At 71.1% G+C, this 22792-nt stretch carries 19 protein-coding genes and 1 other RNA gene; 10 read left to right on the top strand and 10 right to left on the bottom strand.

What is annotated here, in order from left to right; genetic code table 11:
- Positions 1 to 73 precede the first annotated feature (73 nt).
- Positions 74 to 931 carry a MaoC/PaaZ C-terminal domain-containing protein gene (locus ABD350_RS35325; RefSeq protein ID WP_344353189.1) on the top strand — a complete coding sequence of 286 codons (858 nt, stop codon included), beginning with the start codon at positions 74 to 76 and terminating at the stop codon, positions 929 to 931.
- Positions 932 to 1276: 345 nt separating this feature from the next.
- Here ABD350_RS35325 and ABD350_RS35320 read toward each other — a convergent pair whose 3' ends face one another.
- A complete protein-coding gene (locus tag ABD350_RS35320) occupies positions 1277 to 2728 on the bottom strand; it encodes a hypothetical protein (protein WP_344353188.1) in 1452 nt (483 codons plus the stop codon).
- A 188-nt stretch (positions 2729 to 2916) separates the two neighbouring features.
- On the opposite strand from ABD350_RS35320, the gene ABD350_RS35315 reads away from it, so the two are divergent.
- From ABD350_RS35315 to ABD350_RS35305, 3 genes are read left to right on the top strand one after another with little or no spacing between them, the layout of a single operon-like run.
- Positions 2917 to 3753 (top strand): Nif3-like dinuclear metal center hexameric protein, encoded by an 837-nt coding sequence (locus tag ABD350_RS35315; protein WP_344353187.1) that lies wholly within the window; start codon positions 2917 to 2919, stop codon positions 3751 to 3753.
- Between the two features lie 17 nt (positions 3754 to 3770).
- Complete coding sequence (locus tag ABD350_RS35310; RefSeq protein ID WP_344353212.1) at positions 3771 to 4514, top strand: zinc ribbon domain-containing protein; 744 nt, start codon at positions 3771 to 3773, stop codon at positions 4512 to 4514.
- An 18-nt stretch (positions 4515 to 4532) separates the two neighbouring features.
- Entirely contained in the window at positions 4533 to 5873 is a 1341-nt protein-coding gene (locus tag ABD350_RS35305; RefSeq protein WP_344353186.1) for a bifunctional RNase H/acid phosphatase, read from the top strand.
- Here the strand turns inward: ABD350_RS35305 and ABD350_RS35300 are convergent.
- The 5 genes from ABD350_RS35300 to ABD350_RS35280 form a co-directional block, all read right to left on the bottom strand.
- Complete coding sequence (locus ABD350_RS35300; protein ID WP_344353185.1) at positions 5845 to 6507, bottom strand: bifunctional 4-hydroxy-2-oxoglutarate aldolase/2-dehydro-3-deoxy-phosphogluconate aldolase; 663 nt, start codon at positions 6505 to 6507, stop codon at positions 5845 to 5847. The two genes, ABD350_RS35305 and ABD350_RS35300, sit on opposite strands and share 29 nt — an antisense overlap.
- Positions 6508 to 6579: 72 nt before the next feature.
- A complete protein-coding gene (gene yaaA, locus ABD350_RS35295) occupies positions 6580 to 7362 on the bottom strand; it encodes a peroxide stress protein YaaA (protein ID WP_344353184.1) in 783 nt (260 codons plus the stop codon).
- 68 nt (positions 7363 to 7430) lie between these two features.
- Positions 7431 to 7997 (bottom strand): hypothetical protein, encoded by a 567-nt coding sequence (locus tag ABD350_RS35290; protein ID WP_344353183.1) that lies wholly within the window; start codon positions 7995 to 7997, stop codon positions 7431 to 7433.
- Positions 7994 to 8740: a MerR family transcriptional regulator gene (locus ABD350_RS35285; protein ID WP_344353182.1), complete on the bottom strand. Its 747-nt coding sequence runs from the start codon at positions 8738 to 8740 to the stop codon at positions 7994 to 7996. Before ABD350_RS35285 ends, ABD350_RS35290 begins: the two co-directional genes overlap by 4 nt.
- Positions 8741 to 8918: 178 nt before the next feature.
- The gene (locus tag ABD350_RS35280; RefSeq protein ID WP_344353181.1) at positions 8919 to 10472 is read right to left on the bottom strand and encodes an FAD-dependent monooxygenase; all 1554 of its coding nucleotides are present in this window, start codon (positions 10470 to 10472) and stop codon (positions 8919 to 8921) included.
- Between the two features lie 63 nt (positions 10473 to 10535).
- Between ABD350_RS35280 and ABD350_RS35275 the strand changes: the two genes are divergently transcribed.
- A complete protein-coding gene (locus tag ABD350_RS35275) occupies positions 10536 to 11162 on the top strand; it encodes a TetR/AcrR family transcriptional regulator (RefSeq protein WP_344353180.1) in 627 nt (208 codons plus the stop codon).
- A gap of 136 nt (positions 11163 to 11298) precedes the next feature.
- Positions 11299 to 11701: RNase P RNA component class A (gene rnpB, locus ABD350_RS35270), an RNA gene on the top strand.
- Between the two features lie 590 nt (positions 11702 to 12291).
- On the opposite strand, the gene ABD350_RS35265 is transcribed toward rnpB, so the two are convergent.
- From ABD350_RS35265 to ABD350_RS35250, 4 genes are all read right to left on the bottom strand, one after another.
- The gene (locus ABD350_RS35265; RefSeq protein ID WP_344353179.1) at positions 12292 to 12795 is read right to left on the bottom strand and encodes a DoxX family membrane protein; all 504 of its coding nucleotides are present in this window, start codon (positions 12793 to 12795) and stop codon (positions 12292 to 12294) included.
- 128 nt (positions 12796 to 12923) lie between these two features.
- Complete coding sequence (locus ABD350_RS35260) at positions 12924 to 13580, bottom strand: lytic polysaccharide monooxygenase (RefSeq protein WP_344353178.1); 657 nt, start codon at positions 13578 to 13580, stop codon at positions 12924 to 12926.
- Positions 13581 to 13664: 84 nt separating this feature from the next.
- Positions 13665 to 14111 carry a DoxX family protein gene (locus tag ABD350_RS35255; protein WP_344353177.1) on the bottom strand — a complete coding sequence of 149 codons (447 nt, stop codon included), beginning with the start codon at positions 14109 to 14111 and terminating at the stop codon, positions 13665 to 13667.
- Positions 14112 to 14229: 118 nt separating this feature from the next.
- On the bottom strand, positions 14230 to 16566 hold the full coding sequence (locus tag ABD350_RS35250; RefSeq protein WP_344353176.1) for a family 49 glycosyl hydrolase: 2337 nt from the start codon (positions 16564 to 16566) through the stop codon (positions 14230 to 14232).
- Positions 16567 to 17420: 854 nt separating this feature from the next.
- Between ABD350_RS35250 and ABD350_RS35245 the strand changes: the two genes are divergently transcribed.
- The 4 genes from ABD350_RS35245 to ABD350_RS35230 all read left to right on the top strand — a co-directional run bounded on the left by ABD350_RS35245 (position 17421) and on the right by ABD350_RS35230 (position 22791).
- Positions 17421 to 18605, top strand: a complete 1185-nt coding sequence (locus ABD350_RS35245; RefSeq protein ID WP_344353175.1) for an ROK family transcriptional regulator — start codon at positions 17421 to 17423, stop codon at positions 18603 to 18605.
- Positions 18606 to 18688: 83 nt separating this feature from the next.
- Entirely contained in the window at positions 18689 to 20428 is a 1740-nt protein-coding gene (locus ABD350_RS35240) for an alpha-glucosidase (RefSeq protein WP_344353174.1), read from the top strand.
- A gap of 42 nt (positions 20429 to 20470) precedes the next feature.
- Complete coding sequence (locus ABD350_RS35235; RefSeq protein ID WP_344353173.1) at positions 20471 to 21787, top strand: extracellular solute-binding protein; 1317 nt, start codon at positions 20471 to 20473, stop codon at positions 21785 to 21787.
- A gap of 110 nt (positions 21788 to 21897) precedes the next feature.
- The gene (locus tag ABD350_RS35230) at positions 21898 to 22791 is read left to right on the top strand and encodes a carbohydrate ABC transporter permease (protein ID WP_344353172.1); all 894 of its coding nucleotides are present in this window, start codon (positions 21898 to 21900) and stop codon (positions 22789 to 22791) included.
- Position 22792: the final 1 nt, after the last annotated feature.

The following is a 22792-nucleotide window of genomic DNA, read 5'->3' as shown; positions in this document are numbered from 1 at the left end:
TCCGCCACGACCGACCGACCGCCACGACCGACCGTTGCCACCGCCACCGCGGTCACCGTTTCCCAGGAGGCCCATGCCCATCGACGCGGCGCGGGCCCTCGCGGCCGAACCCCGGACCGGCGAGATCACCTGGGACCACAAGGACGTACAGCTCTACCACCTCGGCATCGGCGCCGGGCGCCCCGCCACCGACCCCGACGAGCTGCGCTACACCCTGGAGCCCCGGCTGCACGTCCTGCCGAGCTTCGCCACCGTCGCGGGGAACGGCTCGCCCGGAGTGATCGGCGGGCTGTCCATGCCGGGGATCGACGTCGACCTGGCACGTGTCCTGCACGGCGGGCAGAGCATCGAGGTCCACCGTCCCATCCCGGTACGGGGCACCGCCACCGCCACCGGCCGGATCGCCGCCGTGTACGACAAGGGCACGGCCGCCGTCCTGGTCATGCGTACCGAGGTCGCCGACGCCGACGGCCCGCTGTGGACCGGCGACGCCCGGATCTTCGTCCGCGGCGAGGGCGGCTGGGGCGGCGACCGCGGCCCCGCCGGCCGGCTCCACCCGCCCGCCGGCGTTCCCGCCCGGACCGTCGAGCGCCCCCTCCGCGAGGACCAGGCCCTGCTCTACCGCCTCAGCGGCGACTGGAACCCGCTGCACGCCGACCCCGACTTCGCCCGGCGCGCCGGGTTCGACCGGCCCATCCTGCACGGGCTGTGCACCTACGGCATGACGCTCAAGGCGGTCGTGGACACGCTGCTCGACGGGGACGTGACCCGCGTGCGCGGCTACAGCGCCCGGTTCGCCGGGGTCGTGTTCCCGGGCGAGACCCTGCGCATCCGGATGTGGCGGGAGGAGGGGCGGGTACGGGTGGAGGCCGGCGCCGTGGACCGGGACGACGCGCCGGTGCTCGCCGACACGGTCGTGGAGCACTCCTGAGCGACGCCTCTGTACTTCTGTACTTCTGTGCTTCGCCGGGGCATGGAAAAAGGGGGCGCCCGGTCGGACGCCCCCTCCTCTTCAGTGCCGTCAGGCTGCCGCCTCGGCCGTTTCCTGGACCGGCTTGCGATGCCGGCCGTGCGGAGCGGTCTCCCTCTCCTGGGCCGCGACCGGACCCCGGTGCCGGCCGCGGCCCCTGGTCTCGGTAGAGCCGGCAGGCAGCTGTTCGTTCGTGCTGGTGTCGCTCATCGGACGTATTCACCCCGTCAACATGATCTTCGGTACAGCCGGGCGAGTTTAACCGGCGCACCACGGGTCGAATCCAGGCGCACACGCCAACCGGCACTAGTTCGTTACAAGACGCCCCAGAGGGGCCTGTTGCAAGGGCACGGGCCGCGCCGGAACCGGTACGGCGGTATGGGCCACCGACGGGGCGGAAGGCCGGCTTTCCGACGGGGCGGGAGGCCGGTTCTCGGGTGGGACGGAGGGTCGGTTCTCGGGTGGGGCGGCCGTCCGGGGCGACACCGGTACAGCAGCCCCACCCGGCCCCGGCCCAGCGGCCCGGCCCGGTCCCAGTCCTGTCGCTCCTGCGGTGGTTCCGTCCGGCTCCGTCGCCTTCGCGGCGGCCGCGTCCGGTGCCGTCGCCCCCACGGCGGTCCCGTCCGGTCCCGTCGCTCCCGTGGCGGTCCCGCCTGGTCCTGCCGCCCCCGCGGCGGCTCCGTCCGGCTCCGTCGCCTTCGCGGCGGTCCCGTCCGGCCCCGTCGCCCCGGCGTTGCCCCGGGGGGCCGTCAGGGTCGACACGCCGCACGGTGTCGTCGGCGTCGCGTACGGCAGTCGTAGTGCCCCTTCCGGTGTCCACACCCCGGCCCCGGCCAGCCAGCCCTCGGGTGCCGCCAGGTGCCGGACCCGGCGTTCGGCGGGCCGCCAGGTGCCCACCCAGGTGCCGAACGCGCCGTCGATGCGCAGGCCCACCGCGCAGTTCTCCGGCACCAGCACCTGCCCGGGCTGGATCGCGAACGGGGTCACCACACAGTCCGGCAGCCGCAGGCACTCCGGGAACCGCACCGGCAGGGTGCTGCCCAGGACGCCCCAGCCCAATCGTTCCTGCCCGGGGGAGGGCGCGTCGGAGGAGATCAGCAGCAGCCCGCTGTCGGGGTCGGCGAGCAGCAGCCGGTCGTCGCTGTCGTCCGCGATCTGCAGCAGCGGCGAGACCACGGCCCGCTCCAGGTCCACCACGACCGACTTGGTGCGCCCGCCCAGCTCCCGGTCGAGCGCCAGCAGCCGCCCGCCGCCGTCCAGCCAGACCCCGCCCGAGCAGCGCCCCGGCACCTCGGCCAGCCGCTCGGGGCCGAACGCCCCGCCCGCCACCAGCCACACCGCGCTGGAGCGCGGCCCGCTGGCGAGGGCGTACGCCCGGGCACCTCCCGGGGCCGGCGGCAGCAGGACGAGCCGGGTGCCGGGCTCGGGGCACTCCACCGCGCCCAGCGGCAGCTCGCCGGTGCCGGGCCCGGTCGGGTACAGCAGCGAGAACATGTGCCGCCCGCCCGCCGACCGGTGGATCAGCACCCGGCCGTCCCCCATCGGCTGCACCCCGGTGCCGGGCTCCTCGGGCTGGTTGCCGGGCAGCGGCACCGCGTAGGGCTCCGGGCCGTCCAGGGTCCAGCGCTCCGGGAACCAGCAGTCGCCGGCGGGCGCGAGCCGGGCCGCGTACGCGCCGTCCGCCGTGATCACGCACCCCGCCTCCGGCACGCCGTCGGCCCCGCTCGTGGACGGGGGTTCGATAGCACAGGCCGTCATCGTTCGGTCACCTCCGGCGACGACGCTAGTTTTGCCGCGCACCGGCGCGCGCGGGCGCCGAGGCCCGCTTCACACATACGGGTGGCGCAGAAGCGATTCACCCGGGGAAACCGGGACGGGTGTGCTGAGCCGGGTCGGACCGGACGCATGCGGTACACCCCCGCCGAACAGCCAGGTAGCCTTGGCCCGTGCCCCGTCTGTCTGAAGTCATCGCCGCGCTGGAGAACCTGTGGCCCGCCGAGCGGGCCGAGTCCTGGGACGCGGTCGGCACGGTGGTGGGCGACCCCGGCCAGGAGGTCGCCCGGGTGCTGTTCGCCGTCGACCCCGTACAGGAGATCGTCGACGAGGCGACGAAGCTCGGCGCCGACCTGCTGGTCACCCACCACCCGCTGTATCTGCGCGGTACGACCACGGTCGCGGCCACGCACTTCAAGGGCCGGGTCGTGCACACGCTGATCAAGAACGACATCGCGCTGCACGTCGCCCACACCAATGCCGACACCGCCGACCCCGGTGTCTCCGACGCCCTCGCCGACGCACTCGACCTCAGGGTCGTACGCCCCCTCGTGCCGGACCCCACCGACCCGCACGGGCGCCGGGGCCTCGGCCGGGTCTGCGAGCTGGACCACCCGCTCACCGTCCGCGAACTGGCCGCCCGCGCCGCCGAGCGGCTGCCCGCCACCGCGCAGGGCATCCGGGTGGCCGGCGACCCCGAGGCCGTCGTCCGCACGGTCGCCGTCAGCGGCGGCTCCGGCGACAGCCTCTTCGACCAGGTCCGCGCGGCCGGCGTCGACGCCTTCCTGACCGCGGACCTGCGCCACCACCCGGCCTCCGAGGCGGTGGCCACGAGCCCCCTCGCGCTGCTCGACGCGGCGCACTGGGCCACCGAGTGGCCCTGGTGCGAGCTGGCCGCGAGCCAGCTCGACGAGATCTCCGACCGCAACGGCTGGGACCTGCGGGTCCACGTCTCCAAGACGGTCACCGACCCCTGGACCGCCCACGCGGCGTCCACGACAACCCTCTAGCCCATGGGAGCCCCCAACTGAACGCCGCGCCCGCCGACCAGATCCGACTCCTCGACGTCCAGGCCCTCGACGTCCGCCTCCAGCAGCTCGCGCACAAGCGGAAGTCCCTGCCCGAGCACGCCGAGATCGACTCGCTGACGAAGGACCTCACGCAGCTGCGCGACCTGCTCGTGGCCGCGCAGACCGAGGAGAGCGACTGCGCCCGAGAGCAGACCAAGGCCGAGCAGGACGTCGACCAGGTGCGTCAGCGCGCCGCCCGCGACCAGCAGCGGCTGGACTCCGGCGCGGTCAGCTCGCCGAAGGACCTGTCCAACCTCCAGCACGAGATCGCCTCCCTCGCCAAGCGGCAGGGCGACCTGGAGGACGTGGTGCTGGAGGTCATGGAGCGCCGCGAGGCCGCACAGGAGCGGGTGAACGAGCTGACCGAGCGGGTCTCCTCCGTCCAGGCGAAGATCGACGACGCCACCGGGCGCCGGGACGCGGCGTTCGAGGAGATCGACGGCGAGGTCGCGTCGGTGACGAAGGAGCGCGCGGTCGTCGCCGCGTCCGTGCCCGAGGACCTGCTGAAGCTGTACGACAAGCTGCGTACGCAGCAGGGCGGCATCGGCGCGGCCAAGCTGTACGCCCGGACCTGCCAGGGCTGCCGGCAGGAGCTGGCCATCACCGAGCTGAACGAGATCCGCTCGGCGGCACCGGACACGGTGGTCCGCTGCGAGAACTGCCGGCGCATCCTGGTGCGCACGGCCGAGTCGGGTCTCTGAGGAACCCGGGGGCTCGGCGTGCGGGAGTTCATCGTGGAGGCCGACGGCGGGTCACGGGGCAACCCCGGGCCCGCGGGCTACGGGGCCGTGGTGCGCGACGCGGTGACGGGGGAGACGCTGACCGAGGCGGCGGAGTACCTGGGCACCGCCACGAACAACGTCGCCGAGTACCGCGGCCTGCTGGCCGGCCTGCGCGCCGCGCACGCCCTCGACCCCACGGCGCGGGTGCGGGTCCGCATGGACTCCAAGCTCGTCGTCGAGCAGATGTCGGGCCGCTGGAAGATCAAGCACCCCGACATGAAGCCGCTGGCCATGGAGGCGCGTTCGGTCTTCCCGCCGGACCAGGTGACCTACGAGTGGATCCCGCGCGAGCGGAACAAGCAGGCGGACCGCCTGGCCAACGAGGCGATGGACGCGGGCGCGAAGGGCGAACAGTGGTCCCCGACGCACTCCCGCGCCGACCTGGCGGCCCCGGCCGAGTCGACGCCGATCGAGTCGATGCCGACCGGGCCGGTGCCGACCGAGCCGACGCCGGCAGCCGCCGACGCCGGGGGTGACCGCGCGACCGGGGCGGCGCCCGCCGGTCAGGCACAGGGTTCGGCGACCGTCGGTCAGGCGCAGGGTCCTGCGACCGCCGATCAGGCGCAGGGGCCGGCGTCCGCTGGTCAGGCGCAGCCCTCGGCTGGTCAGGCGCAGCTCTCGGCGCCCGGCTGGAGTGCCGCCCCCGACCTCGGTGCCCCCGCCACCCTCGTGCTGCTCCGTCACGGCGAGACCCCGCTGACCCCCCAGAAACGCTTCTCCGGCAGCGGTGGCACCGACCCCGCCCTCTCCGCCGCCGGCCGCGAGCAGGCGCACCGCGTCGCCGATGCCCTGGCCAGGCGCGGCACCATCCAGGCCGTCGTGTCCTCCCCCCTGGCCCGTACCCGCGAGACGGCCGGCATCGTCGCGGCCCGGCTGGACCTGGACGTCGCCATCGAGGACGGCCTGCGCGAGACGGACTTCGGCGCCTGGGAGGGCCTGACCTTCGGCGAGGTCCGCGAGCGCTACCCGGACGACCTGAACGCCTGGCTCGCCGACCCGGAGGCCCACCCCACCGGCGGCGGCGAGAGCTTCGCCGAGGCCGCCGTCCGGCTGGCCGCCACCCGGGACAAGCTGGTCGCCGCGTACCAGGGCCGCACGGTCCTGCTGGTCACCCACGTCACCCCGATCAAGACCCTGATCCGCCTCGCTCTCGGCGCTCCGCCGGAGTCGCTGTTCCGGATGGAGCTGTCGGCGGCCTCGCTGTCGGCGGTGGCGTACTACGCGGACGGCAACGCGAGCGTCCGGCTCTTCAACGACACGTCGCACCTGCGTCCCTGAGTCCGGCCGCCGTCCGCGCCAGTTCCTCGATCCGGTCCCAGTCGCGGGCGGCCACCGCCTCCGCCGGGACCATCCAACTGCCGCCGACGCAGCCGACGTTGGGCAGGGCCAGGTATTCCGGCGCGGTCGCCGGCCCGATGCCGCCGGTCGGGCAGAACCGGGCCTGCGGCAACGGTCCGGCCAGCGAGCGCAGATAGGCCGTACCGCCCGCCGCCTGCGCCGGGAAGAACTTCATCTCCCGCACCCCGCGCTCCAGCAGCGCGACCACCTCCGAGGCGGTCGACACCCCGGGAAGGAACGGCACCCCGGACGCGCGCATCGCCGTCAGCAGGGACTCCGTCCAGCCGGGACTGACCAGGAACCGCGCCCCTGCCGCCGTCACCTCCGCCACCTGCTCGGGGGTGACCACCGTGCCCGCGCCGACCACGGCCTCGGGCACCTCGCCGGCGATGGCGCGGATCGCTTCCAGCGCCGCCGGGGTCCTGAGGGTCACCTCGATCGCGGGCAGCCCGCCGGCCACCAGCGCCCGGGCCAGCGGTACGGCGTCGGCGGCGTCGGCGAGCACCACCACGGGCAGGACGGGCGCCAGATCGAGGACGGAGGGGTCGGCGGAGGAGGGCAGCGGCGAGGTCATGCCCTCATCGTGCCCAGCCGCTGCATAAGCCGCAATGAGCGTTGCGCATGTTGCAACGCGCTGCTGTTCCGCTCAGTGGATCCGGTCCACCAGCACGTCCAGCGCCCACGCCTTGCCCGCCTTGCCGGGCGTCTCCGCCTCCACGGTGTAGCCCAGTTCCCGCAGCGCCTCCACCAGCTCGGCCGGGTTCTCCGGGGCGGCCCCGGACGTCAGCAGGGCGCGGACGATCCGGCCCTTCGTCGCCTTGTTGAAGTGGCTGACGACCTTCCGGGTGGGCGCGTGCAGCACCCGTACCGTCGCCGTCCGCCCGGCCACCTCGCCCTTCGGCTTCCAGGCGGTCGCGTACGCCGAGGAGCGCAGGTCCAGCACCAGTCCCCGGCCGGCCACCTCCGGCAGCACCTCGGCCATCGGCGCCCGCCAGTGGCCGGCCAGCGCGCCGAGGCCCGGCAGCTTCACGCCCATCGAGCAGCGGTAGGAGGGGATCCGGTCCGTCACCCGCACCGCGCCCCACAGCCCGGAGAACACCAGCAGCGAGTCGGCGGCGCGCCGCCCGGCGGCCGTATCCAGCGTGGCCAGGCCGAGGGCGTCGTAGAGGACACCGGTGTAGATCTCCCCGGCGGGGCGGGCGCCGGCCGTGCGCAGCCCGGCGTTCTTCGCGACCTCGCCGCGCAGCCCCTCGCTCAGCCCCAGCACCTCGCGGGCCTTCTCCGGGTCGCCGGAGCACAGCTCGACCAGCTCGCCGAGCACGGCCTCCCGCGCGGCGGCCAGCCCCGGCAGGGACAGCGAGCCCGGTTCCAGCGGGGCGCCCTCGCCCGAGTTCGCCTTGCCTTCGGAGGGCGGCAGCAGGACCAGCAACACGTACTCCTTACGTAGACCTCCGCGCCAGGGTACGGCGGTCCCGCCTCCGGCCTCGACCGCGGGGTTCAGCGGTCCGTGAGGGCCTGGACCAGGGCGCCGGGGTCGTCGGTGTACAGCCGGACCACGCGCACCTGCCGGCTCCGGCCCAGCAGGGACGTGTGCACGACAGGCTCGGCGAGCTCAAGGGTCACCGTGGTCTGCGAACCGACGATCAGGTCCAGGGCGTCCGGCTCCGGCTTGTGCGTGGTCCGGGTCTCCCGGCGTACGGCGGCGATCGTGGCCAGCGGGATCCGCAGGTCGACATGGGCGCCGTGGCGCACCCGCAGCGCGTCGGCGGTCAGCACGTGCGGGCGGACCACGCCGGCCGCGTGCAGGCCGATCACGAACAGCACGGTGTAGACGTCCACCGCCAGCAGCACGTCGTGCGCGAGCGGCATGTCCCGCAGCATGAAGGACACACCGACCGTCTCGACGACGCAGACGAAGGCCAGCCCCAGCAGCGTCGACCCCTGCCCCCGCGCGTACCCGAACGCCCGCCCCCCGGCGGTGCCCTCGGTGCGCCGGGCCAGCCACAGCGCCAGGCTGACGAAGAGCCGCATCTCATGCCGGGCCACCCGGTACACCGTCGTCATCGCTCCACCCCCAGGACGATCTCCAGCATACGACGCACCGCCTCCGCCTGGGCGGGCGCGAAGTCGGCGTACAGGGCCCGCAACACCGCGTTGTCCAGGTCGAATTGACCCTCCGTCGGAAAGCCGCCCGGTACGCAGGCGGCGAGCGCGCGTGCCGTCCGCTCCACGCGCGGATCACCCGGATCCACGCCGTCCAGCGCGTCGAGCAGCGCGTACGCCTCGCGGACGCGGGCCACCGTGTCCGGGTCGTCCAGGAAGCCGCGCAGCACCGCCGACAGTTGCTCCCGGCCCTCGGGTGCCGCCCCCGTGTCGAGCAGGACCAGGATCTCCCGGTCCTTGGCGGCCATGGGGGAGCCGTCGGCGGGCAACGCGTCGAGTACGGCGGCCAGTCCGGGCGAGACGGGTCCGTCGGCCGACGGCTCCCCGGCCTCCAGCAGGGCCCGCAGCCGCCGCCGGCGCTCCCGGATCGCCGCCTCCTGCCGGGCCAGGTCCTCGTCGAGCTCGGTCAGCACCTCGGCGAGGTCCTTGCCCGCGTCGTCGGCGAGCACGTCCCGCACCTCGGTCAGAGCGAGCCCCAGTTCGGTCAGCCGCCGGATCCGGGCGAGGACGACGGCGTGGCGGAGGCCGTAGTGCCGGTAGCCGTTGGCGCGCCGGGCAGGCTCGGGCAGCAGGCCCAGATGGTGGTAGTGCCGCACGGTGCGCGTCGTGACGCCGACGGCGGCGGCGAGTTCTCCGATCCGCATGCGATCAGTACAGACGTTGACGTCGCGGCGGGGTCAAGCGGTGGCCCGCGCGCGCCTGGCGGCGGCCCGCGGCGGCGGGCGGCCCACGACGTGGACGTCATGGCGGGTTCGACCGGTGGTCCCGGAGCGCCGAGCCGGCTCTTCGGGGCCTCGGTCAGTCCGGCGACGCCGACGTCGGTCATGCGGCGGCCCGGGGCGAACCGAGCCAGTGGTCCAGGGCCTCGGGCAGTCCCTCGCCGCCCGCCGTGTCGGAGGCCCACGCCACGAACCCGTCCGGCCGCACGAACAGCCCCCGCAGGCCGGGCCGGTCCGGGCAGGCGGCCGTGATCACGTCCAGCCGGTCGCCGTAGCCCCCGGTCCGGGCCCGCAGCCCGGCGTCGTCGGCCGGGTCCAGGAGCAGGGCGCGGCCGGTGTGCAGCCGCTCGCCGAGCCGGGTGCCGTCGGCGAGCCGCAGGTCGGGCGCGCGGACGCCGGTCAGCGGGTGGTCGCCGGGCAGGTCGTAGCGCTGCCGGACGCCGGAGATCCACGTGGCCAGGTAGGTCGTCCCGGAGGTGGTCAGCGCCAGGTCGGTGACCACCCGGCGCAGGGCGCGGGCGTGCCGGTCGGGGCGCATCAGCGCGATCTGGGCCCGGGTCCAGTCCAGCACCCGGGCGCCGACCGGGTGCCGTTCGGCGGTGTAGGTGTCCAGCAGTGACTCGGGGGCCCGGCCGCGGGCGACGGCGGCGAGTTTCCACCCCAGGTTCAGCGCGTCCCCGACGCCGAGGTTGAGGCCCTGTCCGCCGAACGGCGCGTGCACGTGCGCGGCGTCGCCCGCGAGCAGCACCCGGCCCCTGCGGTAGTCGGTCACCTGGCGGGCGTTGTCCGTGAACCGGGTCGCCGTGATCACCTCCGTGACGCTCACCTCGGACACGCCCGACACCCGGCGCAGGCTCGCCTCCAGTTCCCCGGCGGTGACCGGTGCGGACCGGTCGGCCGGCGGGCCGTCGAACTCCACGGTGAGCACGCGGCCCGGGAACGGCCCGTGGACGTACGTCCCCGCGTCGGTGGTCTGCCAGCCGGTGCCGAGCCGCTCGGCCCCGGTCAGCCGTACGACCGCCTGGTAGCCGGTGATCTCCGGTGGCGTCCCCGGGAAGTCGAACCCGGCCAGCTTGCGGACCGTGCTGCGCCCGCCGTCGCACCCGACCAGCCGGCCGGCCCGCAGACCTCGCGGGCCGGTGTGCGGGCTGTCGGTGCGCATGCGTATGTCCACCCCCTCGGCGTCGGCGTCGAAGCCGGTCAGTTCGACGCCCCGGCGTACCTCGACGCCCAGCCGCTCGGCCCACCGGCCGAGGATCCGCTCCAGCTCGGCCTGGGGCACGATGAGGTCGACGCCGGCGGCGGGGCCCGCGTCCGCCCAGGCGGGATCGGAGCCGTCGAACAGGTCGGGATCCAGCATGATCCCCGCGAAGTGCCCGAGGAACTTCGGCCGGGGGCGGCCGGTCCCGGGGGAGGTGCGCAGCCGGGACCGGGACGCCTCCCCGGCCGCCGCCAGCTCGGGCAGCAGGCCCCGCCGGTAGAGGGCGATCGCGGTCGCGACGTTGAGGGAGCCCGCCTTGACCGTCTCGTCCACCTCGGTGCGCCGCTCCAGGACCAGCACCCGTGCCCCGCCCAGCCGCAGCTCACAGGCGAGGAAGAGGCCCACGGGGCCGGCGCCGGCCACCACCACGTCGTAGTCGTACTCGGTCGTCGTCATGAGCGGTAACTATAGTCACTAAAACTTTTGAGTGACTATAGCTTCATGGGCTAGAATCTCCGCATGGATTCCAGGCACGATCGGGAACTCTCCCTGCGGGAGCGGAAGAAGCGCGAGACCCGGCAGCGCATCTCGGACATCGCGACGGGTCTGATCGGGGAGCGCGGCTTCGACGCGGTGACGGTCTCCGAGATCGCCCGCGCGGCGGGCGTCTCCCCGATGACGGTCTTCAACTACTTCCCGCGCAAGGAGGACCTCTTCCTGGACCGCATCCCGGAGGCGGCCGGCCTCTTCACGGCGGCCGTGCGTGACCGTGCCCCCGGCGAACCCCCGCTCGCCGCCCTGCGCCGCCTCGCGCTCCGGCTCCTCGAAGAACGGCATCCGCTGGGCGGGGTCGGGGAGACCTTCGCCGACTTCTGGCGGATCGTCGCCGACTCGCCCGCGCTGCGCGCCCGGGCCCGGGAGGGCGTGGAGGAGGTGGAGACGGCGCTGGCCGGGGCGTTCGGCGAGGCGGGGGTGGCGGACCCGGAGCTGTGGGCGGCGCTGACCATGGTTGCGTACCGGACCGTGTTCGTCGCCTCCGTGCGCCGGCTGCTCGCCGGAGATCCGGTGGCGGAGGTGGCCCGTGATCACCGGGACCGGATGGAGGCGGCGTTCGCGGCGTTGGAACGGGCGGCCCCGGAGAGCTGACGCTGTTCGCCGTACGGTCGCGGCCAACGGCGCCGGCCTTGGCCGGCGCGCGGTGACGACGCCCTGGGGCAGCCGTGACCGTGCGGGCGCGGTCCGGGCCGGGGGCGTCGCCCGGTACCATGGTCCTTACGGCAGACGAGCCGGGCGGACGGCCGCGTGGAGTCCCCCTAGGGGGCTTCCCGAGGAACGTCCGGGCTCCACAGGGCAGGGTGGTGGCTAACGGCCACCCGGGGTGACCCGCGGGACAGTGCCACAGAAAGCAAACCGCCAGGGACTCCGGTCCCTGGTAAGGGTGAAACGGTGGTGTAAGAGACCACCAGTGCCCAGGGTGACCTGGGCAGCTAGGTAAACCCCACCCGGAGCAAGGTCAAGAGGGGACACCTCGGTGTCCCTGCGCGGACGATCGAGGGCTGCCCGCCCGAGTCCGCGGGTAGACCGCACGAGGCCGACGGCAACGCCGGCCCTAGATGGATGGCCGTCGCCCCGGCCGCCGCGAGGCAACCGGGGAACAGAACCCGGCGTACAGCCCGACTCGTCTGCCGTCCTACGTTTACGCAGGTCAGAAGCTGCTTAGCTATCGTGGACAGATCGGCGGGGTCGAATCCGGGTCGAACCTGCATGCCGAAAGTTGGATGGCGTCATCCGAGGGAAAGCGGTAATTCCCTGGTCGGCATAGGTGGAGACACAGAAGACAATGCTCACAGTTCAGTCCGACTAGTCCACAGCAGGATGCGGCTTAGGGCTCGCCGGGAATCAAGAGGGGCTTTCGTCTGCGTGGATTGTTGCTCTGGCTCTGGTACGGGGGACGGGAGGGAACGAAGCCGTCTGGCCGAGAAGGTCTCCGCACCGGCTGGCAGGGCCCGGTCGGCATCCGCATTCGCCTGGCCCGGCCGTAGGACGCCGACGCCTTGCTCGCTACCTTTGGCGAGGGCGTCCAGTTCCTGGCCGTCGCCGAACACGCCCGATGCAAGGAATACGAAAGATCGCCCGCCGTGTATGGCGGAGTGACCTGTTTGGCACAGTCGGATGTGCCGGGACTTGCCCCTTGTTCTTCGCGGTGTCGGGTGACTCCTGGACCCGCAGGATCGGGCGGGTTATCCGGCGGCTGCGCAGCGGGGGTTGGCGAGCGTCAGCCAGAAATCTCGTCGGCTGCGACGGCCAGGCAGGCGGTGACCAGGACCAGGTTCTTCAGGACGTACTGACCTTCGAGCGTGGGTACGCCGTGGTGCCACATCTGGCCGTGCAGCAACGCGAGGGAGGAGAAGACCCCGGCCATGTGCCCGAAGAACAGGGTCAAGGCGGGTCGGAGCAACAGGCCGGTGACCAGGGCGAGTCCGATCAGGGTCTCTGCGGTGCCCAGTAGCGGCATGGACACGGTTGTGGGCAGCAGACCACCGGTGAGCTTCGTCATGGCGGCGGCCGCGATCTCCTCGGCCGGGCTCCCGGCAGGGAAGAGCTTGAGCACCCCGAACCAGCAGTAGATGACACCGACGCTGATGCGCAGCACCGCGACGCTGCGCGCCCGGTAGTGCTCGACCGCGCGCTGTGTGGCTGTCCTTCGGGCCGATGGGGTGCGCACGGCGGGAAGGAGCCGATCGCGCAGCAGGCGGCGGGGGCGGCTGGTCAGGAGCATGGGTCCTCCGTGAGGCGTCCGGTCCGGCCTCGGCAGCCGACCGGTGAGAGGGAGGGGAAAGGCCCCGCGAGGTGTGCGCCTCGCGGGGCCGGTGTGCCGTGGTGTCGTTCAGTTGGGTCCCGCTGGTGTCAGTTGAAGTTGACGTCGCTGCACAGGAAGTACTTCTGGTCCATGTGGGACGCCTTCCAGACGGTCACCACGACGTGCCGTCCGCTGTAGCCGGAGGTGCTGACGTCGGTGACGTAGTGCGCCTGGTAGGGGTAGCGTCCGGTCTTCTTCACCAGCTCGAGATCGTCCCACCCGATCAGCTCGTACTCGGGGTTGAAGCCCTGCTTGGTGACGTAGACCTCGAGCCAGTCGGCGCCGTGTCGGGCCTCGTCGTAGAGGTCGACGGTGAAGTTGGAGCTGATGTCGGTCATCTTCCACGGACCGGGGCGGTCGAGCGGCCGGTAGTTCGTCTCGCCCTGGCCGCCGGCGCTGCAGATCTGGCCGTCGGGGATGACCTGCTTGTAGTTGTCGCCGGTGTTGTTGGCGTAGACGGCCTTCCACGCGCCGATGGCGTTGGCGTTCTCGTGGTAGGTGCGGTAGCACATGGGGTCCTGGGACTCGTTGGGCTCGGTGTAGCCCCAGCGCTGCAGGCAGCCGTAGTTGCGGGTCTCGGGGGTGATGACCGTGCCGTGTGCGGCGGCGGTCGGCGCTTGGGCGAGCACGCCGAGCAGGCTGGTGGCCAGTACGGCGGCGCCCAGTGCGGTGCGGCCGGCCGCGGTTGCGGGTACGCGGTTCATGGTGCTTTTCCTCCGTGTCCTTCGGGAATCACAGGCCGGGCGTGACCCATGACTTATGTGCTCATGACAATCTGTTGTGTGGGGTCAGATGCTGTGCGTGTCGCTCACCTCCCTTCGTGGGTGCTGCTTGCGGTGGGTGGAGAGGGCGAGCAGCTCGGACGCGGACCATCGGCCGGAGCCGAGGACCGCGATGAGCAGGAAGGCCCAGCAGAACAGGGCCGCCTGCTCGCCGCCGTTCTCCAGCGGGAACAGTCCGTCGCTCTGGTGGTGGACGAAGTAGGCGTAGGCCATGGAGCCCGAGCACAGAAGGGCGGCGGGCCGGGTGCCCAGGCCGAGTAGGACGAGGGCGCCGCCGATCAGCTGGATCACCGCCGCCCACCATCCGGGCCACTGGCCGGTGTTGGGAGGCCGCCCGTGCGGCCCGCCGAGCACGTCGAAGAGCGTTGCCGCCCCGTGGCAGGCGAACAGCAGTCCGAGCACGATCCGGAACAGGCCCAGCACCGGTCCCTGGTACCTGGTGGGTGTCTCCACGGTGATGCCCTTTCTCATCTGCGAGCGGGGGAGGGACGCTTCCTCCAGAGAGGAGCGTGGTGCGGGGGTCGGTGGCCGTCGGCGGCGGTTGGTCGCTGGCGGCGGCCACCGGGGTGGGTCAGGAGGTGAGGGTCCACTTCTGGCTGGCCCAGGTGCCGCAGTCCCACAGGTGCAGGCGGGCGCCTTCGGCGGTGCTCTGGCCTTCGATGTCGAGGCAGCGTCCGGACTTGAGGTTCTTCAGGGTGCCGTTGGACTGGAAGGCCCACTTCTGGCTGTCCCAGCTGCCGCAGTCCCACAGGTGCGCTTTGGTGCCGTTGGCGGTGGAGCCGCCTTCGACGTCCAGGCACTTGCCGCCGGACTTCAGCTGCTGCCCGTCGAGCGCCCAGCTCATCGAGGCCACGTTGGCGCAGGTCCACTGCTGGACGGCGGTGCCGTTGGCGGTGGAGCCGCCGGCGCGGTCGATGCACTTGGACGTCGCACCGTTGACGATCTTGCCACCGGTGACCGGGTCGGGGTCGGGGTTGTTGCCGCCGGGGCCCCAGGCGTTCCAGTTGTCCCAGGTCTCGGCGTCGAAGCCGAGCCGGCCGAGCTGGGCGGCGGACCAGTTGGTGCCGGACTTGCTGATGACGGTGCCGCCGACGGTGTAGTTCTCCAGCTTCAGGCCACGGCTGTCACGCGTCTCGTTGCCGAGGGTCACCTTCTGCCCGGCGCTGTTGCTGTACCGCTTGAGGAGGCTGACCTGGGAGGACGGGTCCAGCTGGTTCCACGCGCCGATCTTGAGGTTCTTGACGTGGATGTTCTCGGTGCTGGACAGGGCGAAGACGCGGATGGCGCAGTTGGTCATGCCCTCAACGGTGATGTTCTCGAAGGTCATGTTCTTCACCCACGCGCCCGGGTCGGCCTTGGTGGTCGAGCCCATGTCCTCCCAGTGCGAGGAGGAGTTGAGGATGCAGGTGTTGTACTTGACGTCCTTCCAGTACATGCGGTTGTGGATGACGTGGGTGTTGCTCACCCGGACGTTGTCGATGTTGCGCGGGGTCCAGCCCCACTGGATGACCGGTCCGTTCTCGTTCTTCCAGACGACGGTGTTATCGATACTGACGTCGCTGTGGTACATCTTCAGCACGTCGTCGTTGGCGTTGAAGAACGTGTTCTTCATGGTGCTGCCGCGGTAGAGCTCGATGCCGTCGGTCTGCCAGTACCAGGAGCCGACCTGCTTGTAGTTGTCGACGCGCATGCTGAAGGTCTGCTCGTCGCCGTAGACGACGAAGGAGTGGTAGGGCGGCTCGTTGATGGTCACGCCCTGGAGGTCCAGGTGCTGCTGGCGGCCCTGCGCGGAGGCGAACTGCAGCATCTTCACGCAGCTGGAGTGGCAGTTGGACGCGCCGGAGAGGTGGTCGTAGTTGTTGTTGGTGTCCGCCTCGTAGACGTACTGCTCACCGGAGAGCACGCCCTGGCCGGTCACCTTGTACAGGCCCTGGCTGTCGTCGGGGAACCGGATGGCGCCCTTCACATATGCGCCGGGGGCCAGGTAGACCCACTTGACCTGCTTGGGCAGCAGCGCGTGGTACTTGGAGGTCATGTAGTAGGTGCCGGGCCGGAAGTACACGATCTCCTCGCTGATCGTGTTCAGGTTGGTGACCTGGCCCTGAGGCGGGTAGTAGGTGCTGCCCGAGGACGCCGTCGGGACCAGCCGCTCGGCCTCCGCGCCCGTCGGTGCCGGCTCCGCGAAGATCATCATGGAGTTGCGGGGCTCGGTGTGGATGGCCCGGTTGCCGCCGCCGCCCTGGTCGGTGAGCTTGCCGGCGTCGTTCGCGGGGCCGGACATGTCGTTGTAGGCCGTGTACAGCTGCGGGTCGAACTCGACGGAGAACCGGTAGCCGGCCGAGCTGTAGGGCACCTTGACGCGCACGGTGTTGCTGTCGACCAGTTCCTTGGCGAAGTCCAGGCTGCTCGGCTTGATCTTGACCTGGTCGGCCGAGGAGATCGTCTGGCCGGTGCGCAGGGAGACGTCGACCCACACGTCGGTGGTGTACTGGAAGGACGACCAGCTCATGGTGAGGTTGGCGGACGAGGAGAACTCGGCCCCGTCCTCCTTGGTGTAGCCGATCTTGCCCTTGCCGCTGCGCGGGATGCTCATGTAGGCGAAGGAGTCGTACTTCGTCGTCGGGGCCGCCGCGGTGGCGACCTTCACGTCGTAGAACGACGACCGCCGGACCTTGTCGTTCGCCACCGGGCTGGTGGTGTTGAACTCGTAGTTGTCGTGCCACCAGGTCTTCAGGGCGGTGCTGTCCGCGGGTGTCGGCTCAGCCGCCGGGGCGGCCAGGGCGTCCGGGGCGGGGCGGGCCGGGGGTGTCCCGGCCGCAGCCGTGCTGGCGGGCACGATGACCGAGGCCAGTGCCAGCGCCAGACCGACGGCGATCGCCGCCAGTCGTCTCAGTGCTGCTGCAGGCATGCTGATGTCCTTCTCCTTGGCAACAGGGGGACCACCGGCGGCTCTGCACCGCGGTCTGCTCGGGCGGCTCGACCAGCGGGCAGGCGGCGGGACGGCACGCCTCAGGGGGAAGCGCGGCCGAGGCGGCCACCGGCGGGTTACTACAGGTGTGCCGGGGACGGAAACTGGGTGCCCCCCGGCCGGTCCGGGCTACGTACACGTAGATGGCCGGATGCCCGGCGGATCGGCTGGCCACGGCCTTGTCGCGGGTCGGTGACCGGGCCAGTGCAAGAGTCCTCCCTTCGGCAGGCAAGAACGGGTTGCGCGTGCGCCCGGGTTCATCCGGGGAGGCCGGAACACTCCGGTTCTCCGCCCCGCCCGGGCCGGTGGGCGCAGCACGCACTCCGCTGAGGGCACCAACGGCGCAGACAACGGGTCCCTGGATGCCGCGCAAGCGCCGGATGCTGAGCCCAGCGCTGTGCGGTCGCCGGATAACGTCCCGTCATTTCTTCCCCGTGTCAATGAAATGAACAAGATTCGTTGTCGCTCGCCCGTCTCGTCGGTCGAACCGAGGCCCCAGACCGGGACTTCTGGTACAGGAAGCGGGCACATGAGGCGCGATCACGGTTGCGTAACGCGCTGTTTTCTTTCTTGACGCACGAAAACTGGGGGGACAGACTCCCGTCATGTCCAGCCGGCCCGGGGCACCGGACCAGGCGCCCGGGGGAAGGCGGGAGGAGAGCACGGCGATCTCCCCGGCCCTGATTGCGCCACGGTTTCGCCGTCACCGACGACGGCGTGTTCCGCATCGGGTTCGATGGAAGCGGACCGGACAGACCAGCCCTTGACCGACTACACCTTTGGAGGCGCGCGTGATGAGCCCGTCCAAGATCCGTTTCTCGGAGCTTGTCGGTGAGCAGACCCGGGCGGAGATCTTCGCGACCGTCCTCACCGCGGGTCCCATCTCGCGCACCCAGCTGGCCCAGCGCCTGGGTCTCGTCCCCTCCAGCGTGACCCGGATGCTTCCCCCGCTCCTGGAGCACGACTACCTGCACGAATCGGACGCCGTTCCTCAGGGGAGGGGACGGCCGCAGAAGATGCTCTACGTCAATCCGGACAAGCACATCGTCGTCGGCATCAAGATCGGTCCCGCGCAGGTCTCCGGAGTTGTCACCGACATGGCGGCCAACGTCCTGGCCCGTGCCGAGGAGCCGATCGCCGACTGCACACCCGAGACCGCCCTGTCCGCCGCTGCAGCCCTGACCAGCAGGCTTCTCTCCGAGGCGCCCGAAGCGGCGGACAGGGTACTGGGGCTCGGAGTCGGGGTCAGCGGCCACGTCGACTCGGGCGCCGGCATCTGCCGCTACTCGGCCCTGCTCGACTGGGACAAGGTCGACGTGGCCGGCCCGCTGCGTGAAGCGACCGGTCTGCCGGTCGTCGTGAACAACGACGTCAACACCCTGGTCGTCGCAGAACGCTGGTTCGGGCAGGGCCGCGACGTCGACTCGTTCGCCGTCGTCACCGTCGGCCCCGGCATCGGCTGCGGCCTGCTGCTCGATGGAACCCTGTTCTCCGGCGCCACCGGCCTGGCCGGAGAGCTCGGCCATCTGCCCCTCGACCCCGCGGGCCCGATGTGCAGCTGTGGCCGCCGCGGCTGCCTGGAAGCTCTCGCCGGGGACCGGGCGGTCCTGCGCCACCTGCAAGACGCGGGCATCCCCTGCACCACGATCTCCGAAGCCACCGATCTCGCACGCTCGCCCGCAGGCGGGTCCGCCCAGGCCGTCGCCCGCTCCGCGTTCGCCGAAGCAGGAGCCGCCCTGGGACGGGGACTGGCCGGCATGTGCAATCTCCTGAACCTGCAAAAGATCATCATCGCCGGAGAGGGAGCGGTCGCCTACGACCTCTTCGGCCCGGCGGCGACACAGGCCCTGGAGGCGCACGCGTTCTCCACGGCTGCCCGCGACTGCGACATCCACGTCGACCCCGTCCGCCACGACCTGTGGGCCAGGGGCGCCGCTTGCCTCGTCATCCGTGACGCGGTGGGCGCGGCCATCTCCTGACCCACCCCACCGGCCATCACCACGGCCTGCCCCACTCCTCCCTCTTCACTCTCCGTAGCCGATCCCACACGATGAGGTTTGACGTGCCGGAAAACGCAGCCAGCCCCGCCGACTCCTGGTGGAGCAACGCGGTGGTCTACCAGATCTATCCGCGCTCCTTCGCCGACTCCGACGCGGACGGCATAGGCGACCTCCAGGGCATCATCGAGCGCCTGGACTACCTGTCCGAGCTCGGCGTGGACGTGCTCTGGCTCTCGCCCGTCTACCCCTCGCCACACGACGACAACGGCTACGACATCAGCGACTACCAGGACATCGACCCGCTCTTCGGCACGCTCGCCGACTTCGACCGGCTCCTGGCCTCGGTGCACGAGCGCGGCATGAAACTGGTGATGGACCTGGTCGTCAACCACACCAGCGACGAGCACGCCTGGTTCACCGCCTCCCGCGACGGCGGACCGGACGGACCGCGGCGCGACTGGTACATCTGGCGCCCGCCCCGCGAGGGCATGGAGCCCGGAACGCCGGGAGCGGAACCGAACAACTGGGAGTCGTGGTTCTCGGGTCCCGCATGGACGTACGACATCGCCAGCGGCGAGTACTACCTGCACACCTTCTCCCGCAAGCAGCCCGACCTGAACTGGGACAACCCCGAAGTCCGCCAGGCCGTGTACGCGATGATGCGCTGGTGGCTGGAGCGCGGGGTCGACGGCTTCCGCATGGACGTCATCAACCTGATCTCCAAGGACCCGGCCCTGCCCGACGGAATCGTCCCCGAAGGCGCCCGCTACGGTCTCGGCCACCCCTACTACGTGTGCGGACCTCGCATCCACGACTACATCGCCGAGATGCACCGCGAGGTCTTCGACCGCCACCCCCGCCGGCTGCTCACCGTCGGCGAGATGCCCGGCGTCACGGTGGAAGAGGCCAAGCTCTTCACCGACCCCGCCCGGCGCGAGCTCGACATGGTCTTCCAGTTCGAGCACGTCGGGCTCGACCAGGGCTCCGGCGGCAAGTTCGACGTCCGGCCCCTGAAGCTGACCGACCTCAAGGCCAGCCTCGGCCGCTGGCAGACCGGCCTGGGCGAGACCGGCTGGAACAGCCTGTACTGGAACAACCACGACCAGCCCAGGGTGGTCTCCCGCTTCGGCGACGACACCCCCGCCTACCGGGACCGCTCCGCCAAGCTGCTGGCCACGGTCCTGCACCTGCACCGAGGCACGCCCTTCGTCTACCAGGGTGAGGAACTGGGCATGGCCAATGCCCCGTTCACCTCCATCGACGACCTGCGGGACATCGAGTCTCTCAACCACTACCGCGAGCAGACCGCGCACGGTACGGATCCCGACGCCGTCATGCAGGGGCTGCGGCACCGCAGCCGGGACAACGCCCGCACCCCCATGCAGTGGGACGCCACCGAGCACGCCGGCTTCACCGCCGGCACTCCATGGATCGCCGTCAATCCCGATTACACGGACGTGAACGCCAAGGCCCAGCTCGCCGACCCGGAATCGGTCTTCCACTACTACCGCCGCCTGATCGCCCTGCGGCACACCGAACCCGCCCTCACCCACGGCGACTTCCACATGCTCCACCCCGAGCACGAACAGCTTTACGCCTTCACCCGCCACGACGCGGAACGGAGCACCGAACTCCTCGTCCTGGCCAACTTCAGCGGCACCGACCTCACCGTCGACCTGCCTGACGGCTGGGAACACAGCGAAACCCTGATTGCCAACGTTCCCGCCACCAGCCCGCTCACGCAGCCGCACACCCTGCAGCCGTGGGAAGCCCGCGTCCACCGCCGCCGCACCACCAGCTGACACCGCCCGCCCTGTCGCAACGACGCACACCAAGGAACAACCTTGAACATCCCACGCATCCCCTCCGTCCTTCGCAGAAGGCCGCTCCTCCTCGCGGTCACCGCCCTGGCCCTGCTGGCACCGCTGACCGCCTGCGGCGGCTCCGGCACCGCCGAGGGCGACGGCAAGACCCTCCGCCTGTGGCACTACGAGCAGGAGGACGGGGCCCTGAGCAAGGCGTGGGACGCGGCCATCGCCGAATTCAAGAAGACCCACCCCGACGTCAAGGTCGTCTTCGAGCGCAAGACGTTCGAACAGATCCAGCAGAACGCCGGCATGATCCTCAACTCCGACAAGGCGCCCGACGTCATGGAGTACAACAAGGGCAACGCCACCACCGGCCAGCTCGCCAAGCAGGGCCTGCTCACCGACCTCACCCCTTTGGTGAAGGAACACGGCTGGGACAGGAGGATCAGCGACAGCGCCTCGGTCACCGCCCGCTACAACGACAAGGGCGAGATGGGCGGCGACAGGTGGTACGGCATACCCAACTACGGTGAGTTCGTCCTCACCTACTACAACGACGACCTGTTCAAGAAGTACAACGTCGACAAGCCCACCGACTTCAAGAGCTTCGAGGCCGCGCTCGCGAAGTTCAAGGCCGTCGGCATCACGCCGCTCGCCAACGCCGGTAACGACCACCCCGCCAGCCACTGGTTCTACCTGCTCGCCCTGTCCAAGGCGAACAACACCTGGGTCGACAACTACCAGCGCTACCTGGGCAAGGTCGACTTCCACGGCCCCGAGATGACCTACGCCGTCGACAAGTACCAGGAGTGGCTCGACAAGGGCTACTTCGACAAGAAGGACGTCGGTCTCAAGGGCAGCGACATGGCCGAGCAGTTCGTCTCGAACAAGCGGCCCATCATGGTCGGCGGCAACTGGTGGTTCGGCAGCCTGACCACTGACATCAAGAACTTCAAGTGGTCCACCGCCCCCTACCCGGGCAGCGAGAGGACGCTTGGTTCCGGCGGCAACAACTGGGTCATCCCCACCAAGGCCAAGAACAAGAAGCTCGCCGAGGACTTCATCGACATCACGATGTCCGACAAAATCCAGAAGCTGATCGGTGAGGAGGGCAACGTCCCGCTCGCTGCCAAGCCGGCCGACATCACCAACCCTAAGTCCCGCCAGCTCACCGAAGCCTTCGCGCAGGCCCAGGAGAACGACGGCCTGGCCTTCTACCCCGACTGGCCGGTCGCCGGCTACTACGACACCTGGGTCGCCGCCACGCAGAACCTCATGAACGGCGGCAAGGCCGACTCCGTCCTCGACGAGCTGGCGGCCCCCTACGAGAAGTACGTCGCGACCCGGCCGTGACGTTCCCTCCCCGGCCGTCGCCTCATCGCGCCGCCGGCCGGTAACCACGCGTTCCGGGGGCGGCTGCCCGGGCCCGCCGCGGCAGCCGCCCCGCCCAACCAGGAGCAACAGTGAAAACCAAACGTCACCCGCGGTCCACGGGCTATGCCGTCTTCCTCGCGCCGGGCCTGCTGCTGAGCCTGCTCTTCCTCGTCGTCCCGCTGGTGATGACCTTCTACTACAGCCTCACGGCGTGGCAGGGCATCGGCGACCCCACCTTCATCGGCCTGGACAACTACACACGCCTCTTCCAGGACGCCGACTTCTGGGCCTCCTTCCGCAACATCGCCTTCGTCATCATCGGCATCGCCGTCGTCCCCACCCTGCTCGGCCTGTTCCTGGCTGCGCTGCTGTTCGACTACATCGGCAAGAAGCACGGCGACGGCATCGTCGGCGTCTTCCGCTCCGGCCTCTACCTGCCCCAGGTCATCCCCGTCGCCGTGACCGGCCTGATGTGGGGGTGGATCCTCGCCCCCGAAGGCGCCGTCAACAGCCTCCTGAGCAAGATCGGCCTCGGCTCCCTGGCCGAGAACTGGCTCGGCGACCCCGACCTCGCACTCTGGGTCGTCCTCGGCGTCCTGGTCTGGATGCAGCTCGGCTACCCGCTCGTCCTCTTCATGTCCGGCCTGCAGCGCATCGACCCCGAACTCTACGAGGCCGCCTCACTCGACGGCGCCTCCTGGTGGCAGCGCTTCACCCGCATCACCGTGCCCATCCTGCGGCCCGAGGTCTACGTCGTCCTCGTCACCACCACCATCGCCGGCCTGAAGGTCTTCGCCCAGATCTTCGTCCTCACCGGCGGCGGACCCGGCAACTCCACGCTCGTCCCCGCCTACTTCGCCTACCAGAACTTCTTCGAACGCGCCGACGTCGGCTACGGATCCGCGATCTCCAGCACCATCACCCTGCTGGTGCTGATCATCGCCGGAACGATGCTCACCCGCCAGGCCCGCGAGGACGGATGAC

It is taken from the genome of Streptomyces nogalater, assembly GCF_039532885.1.
Classification (GTDB): domain Bacteria; phylum Actinomycetota; class Actinomycetes; order Streptomycetales; family Streptomycetaceae; genus Streptomyces; species Streptomyces nogalater.
The sequence above is the reverse complement of the archived record's forward strand: the minus strand, read 5'-3'. Positions and strand labels throughout refer to the sequence as shown.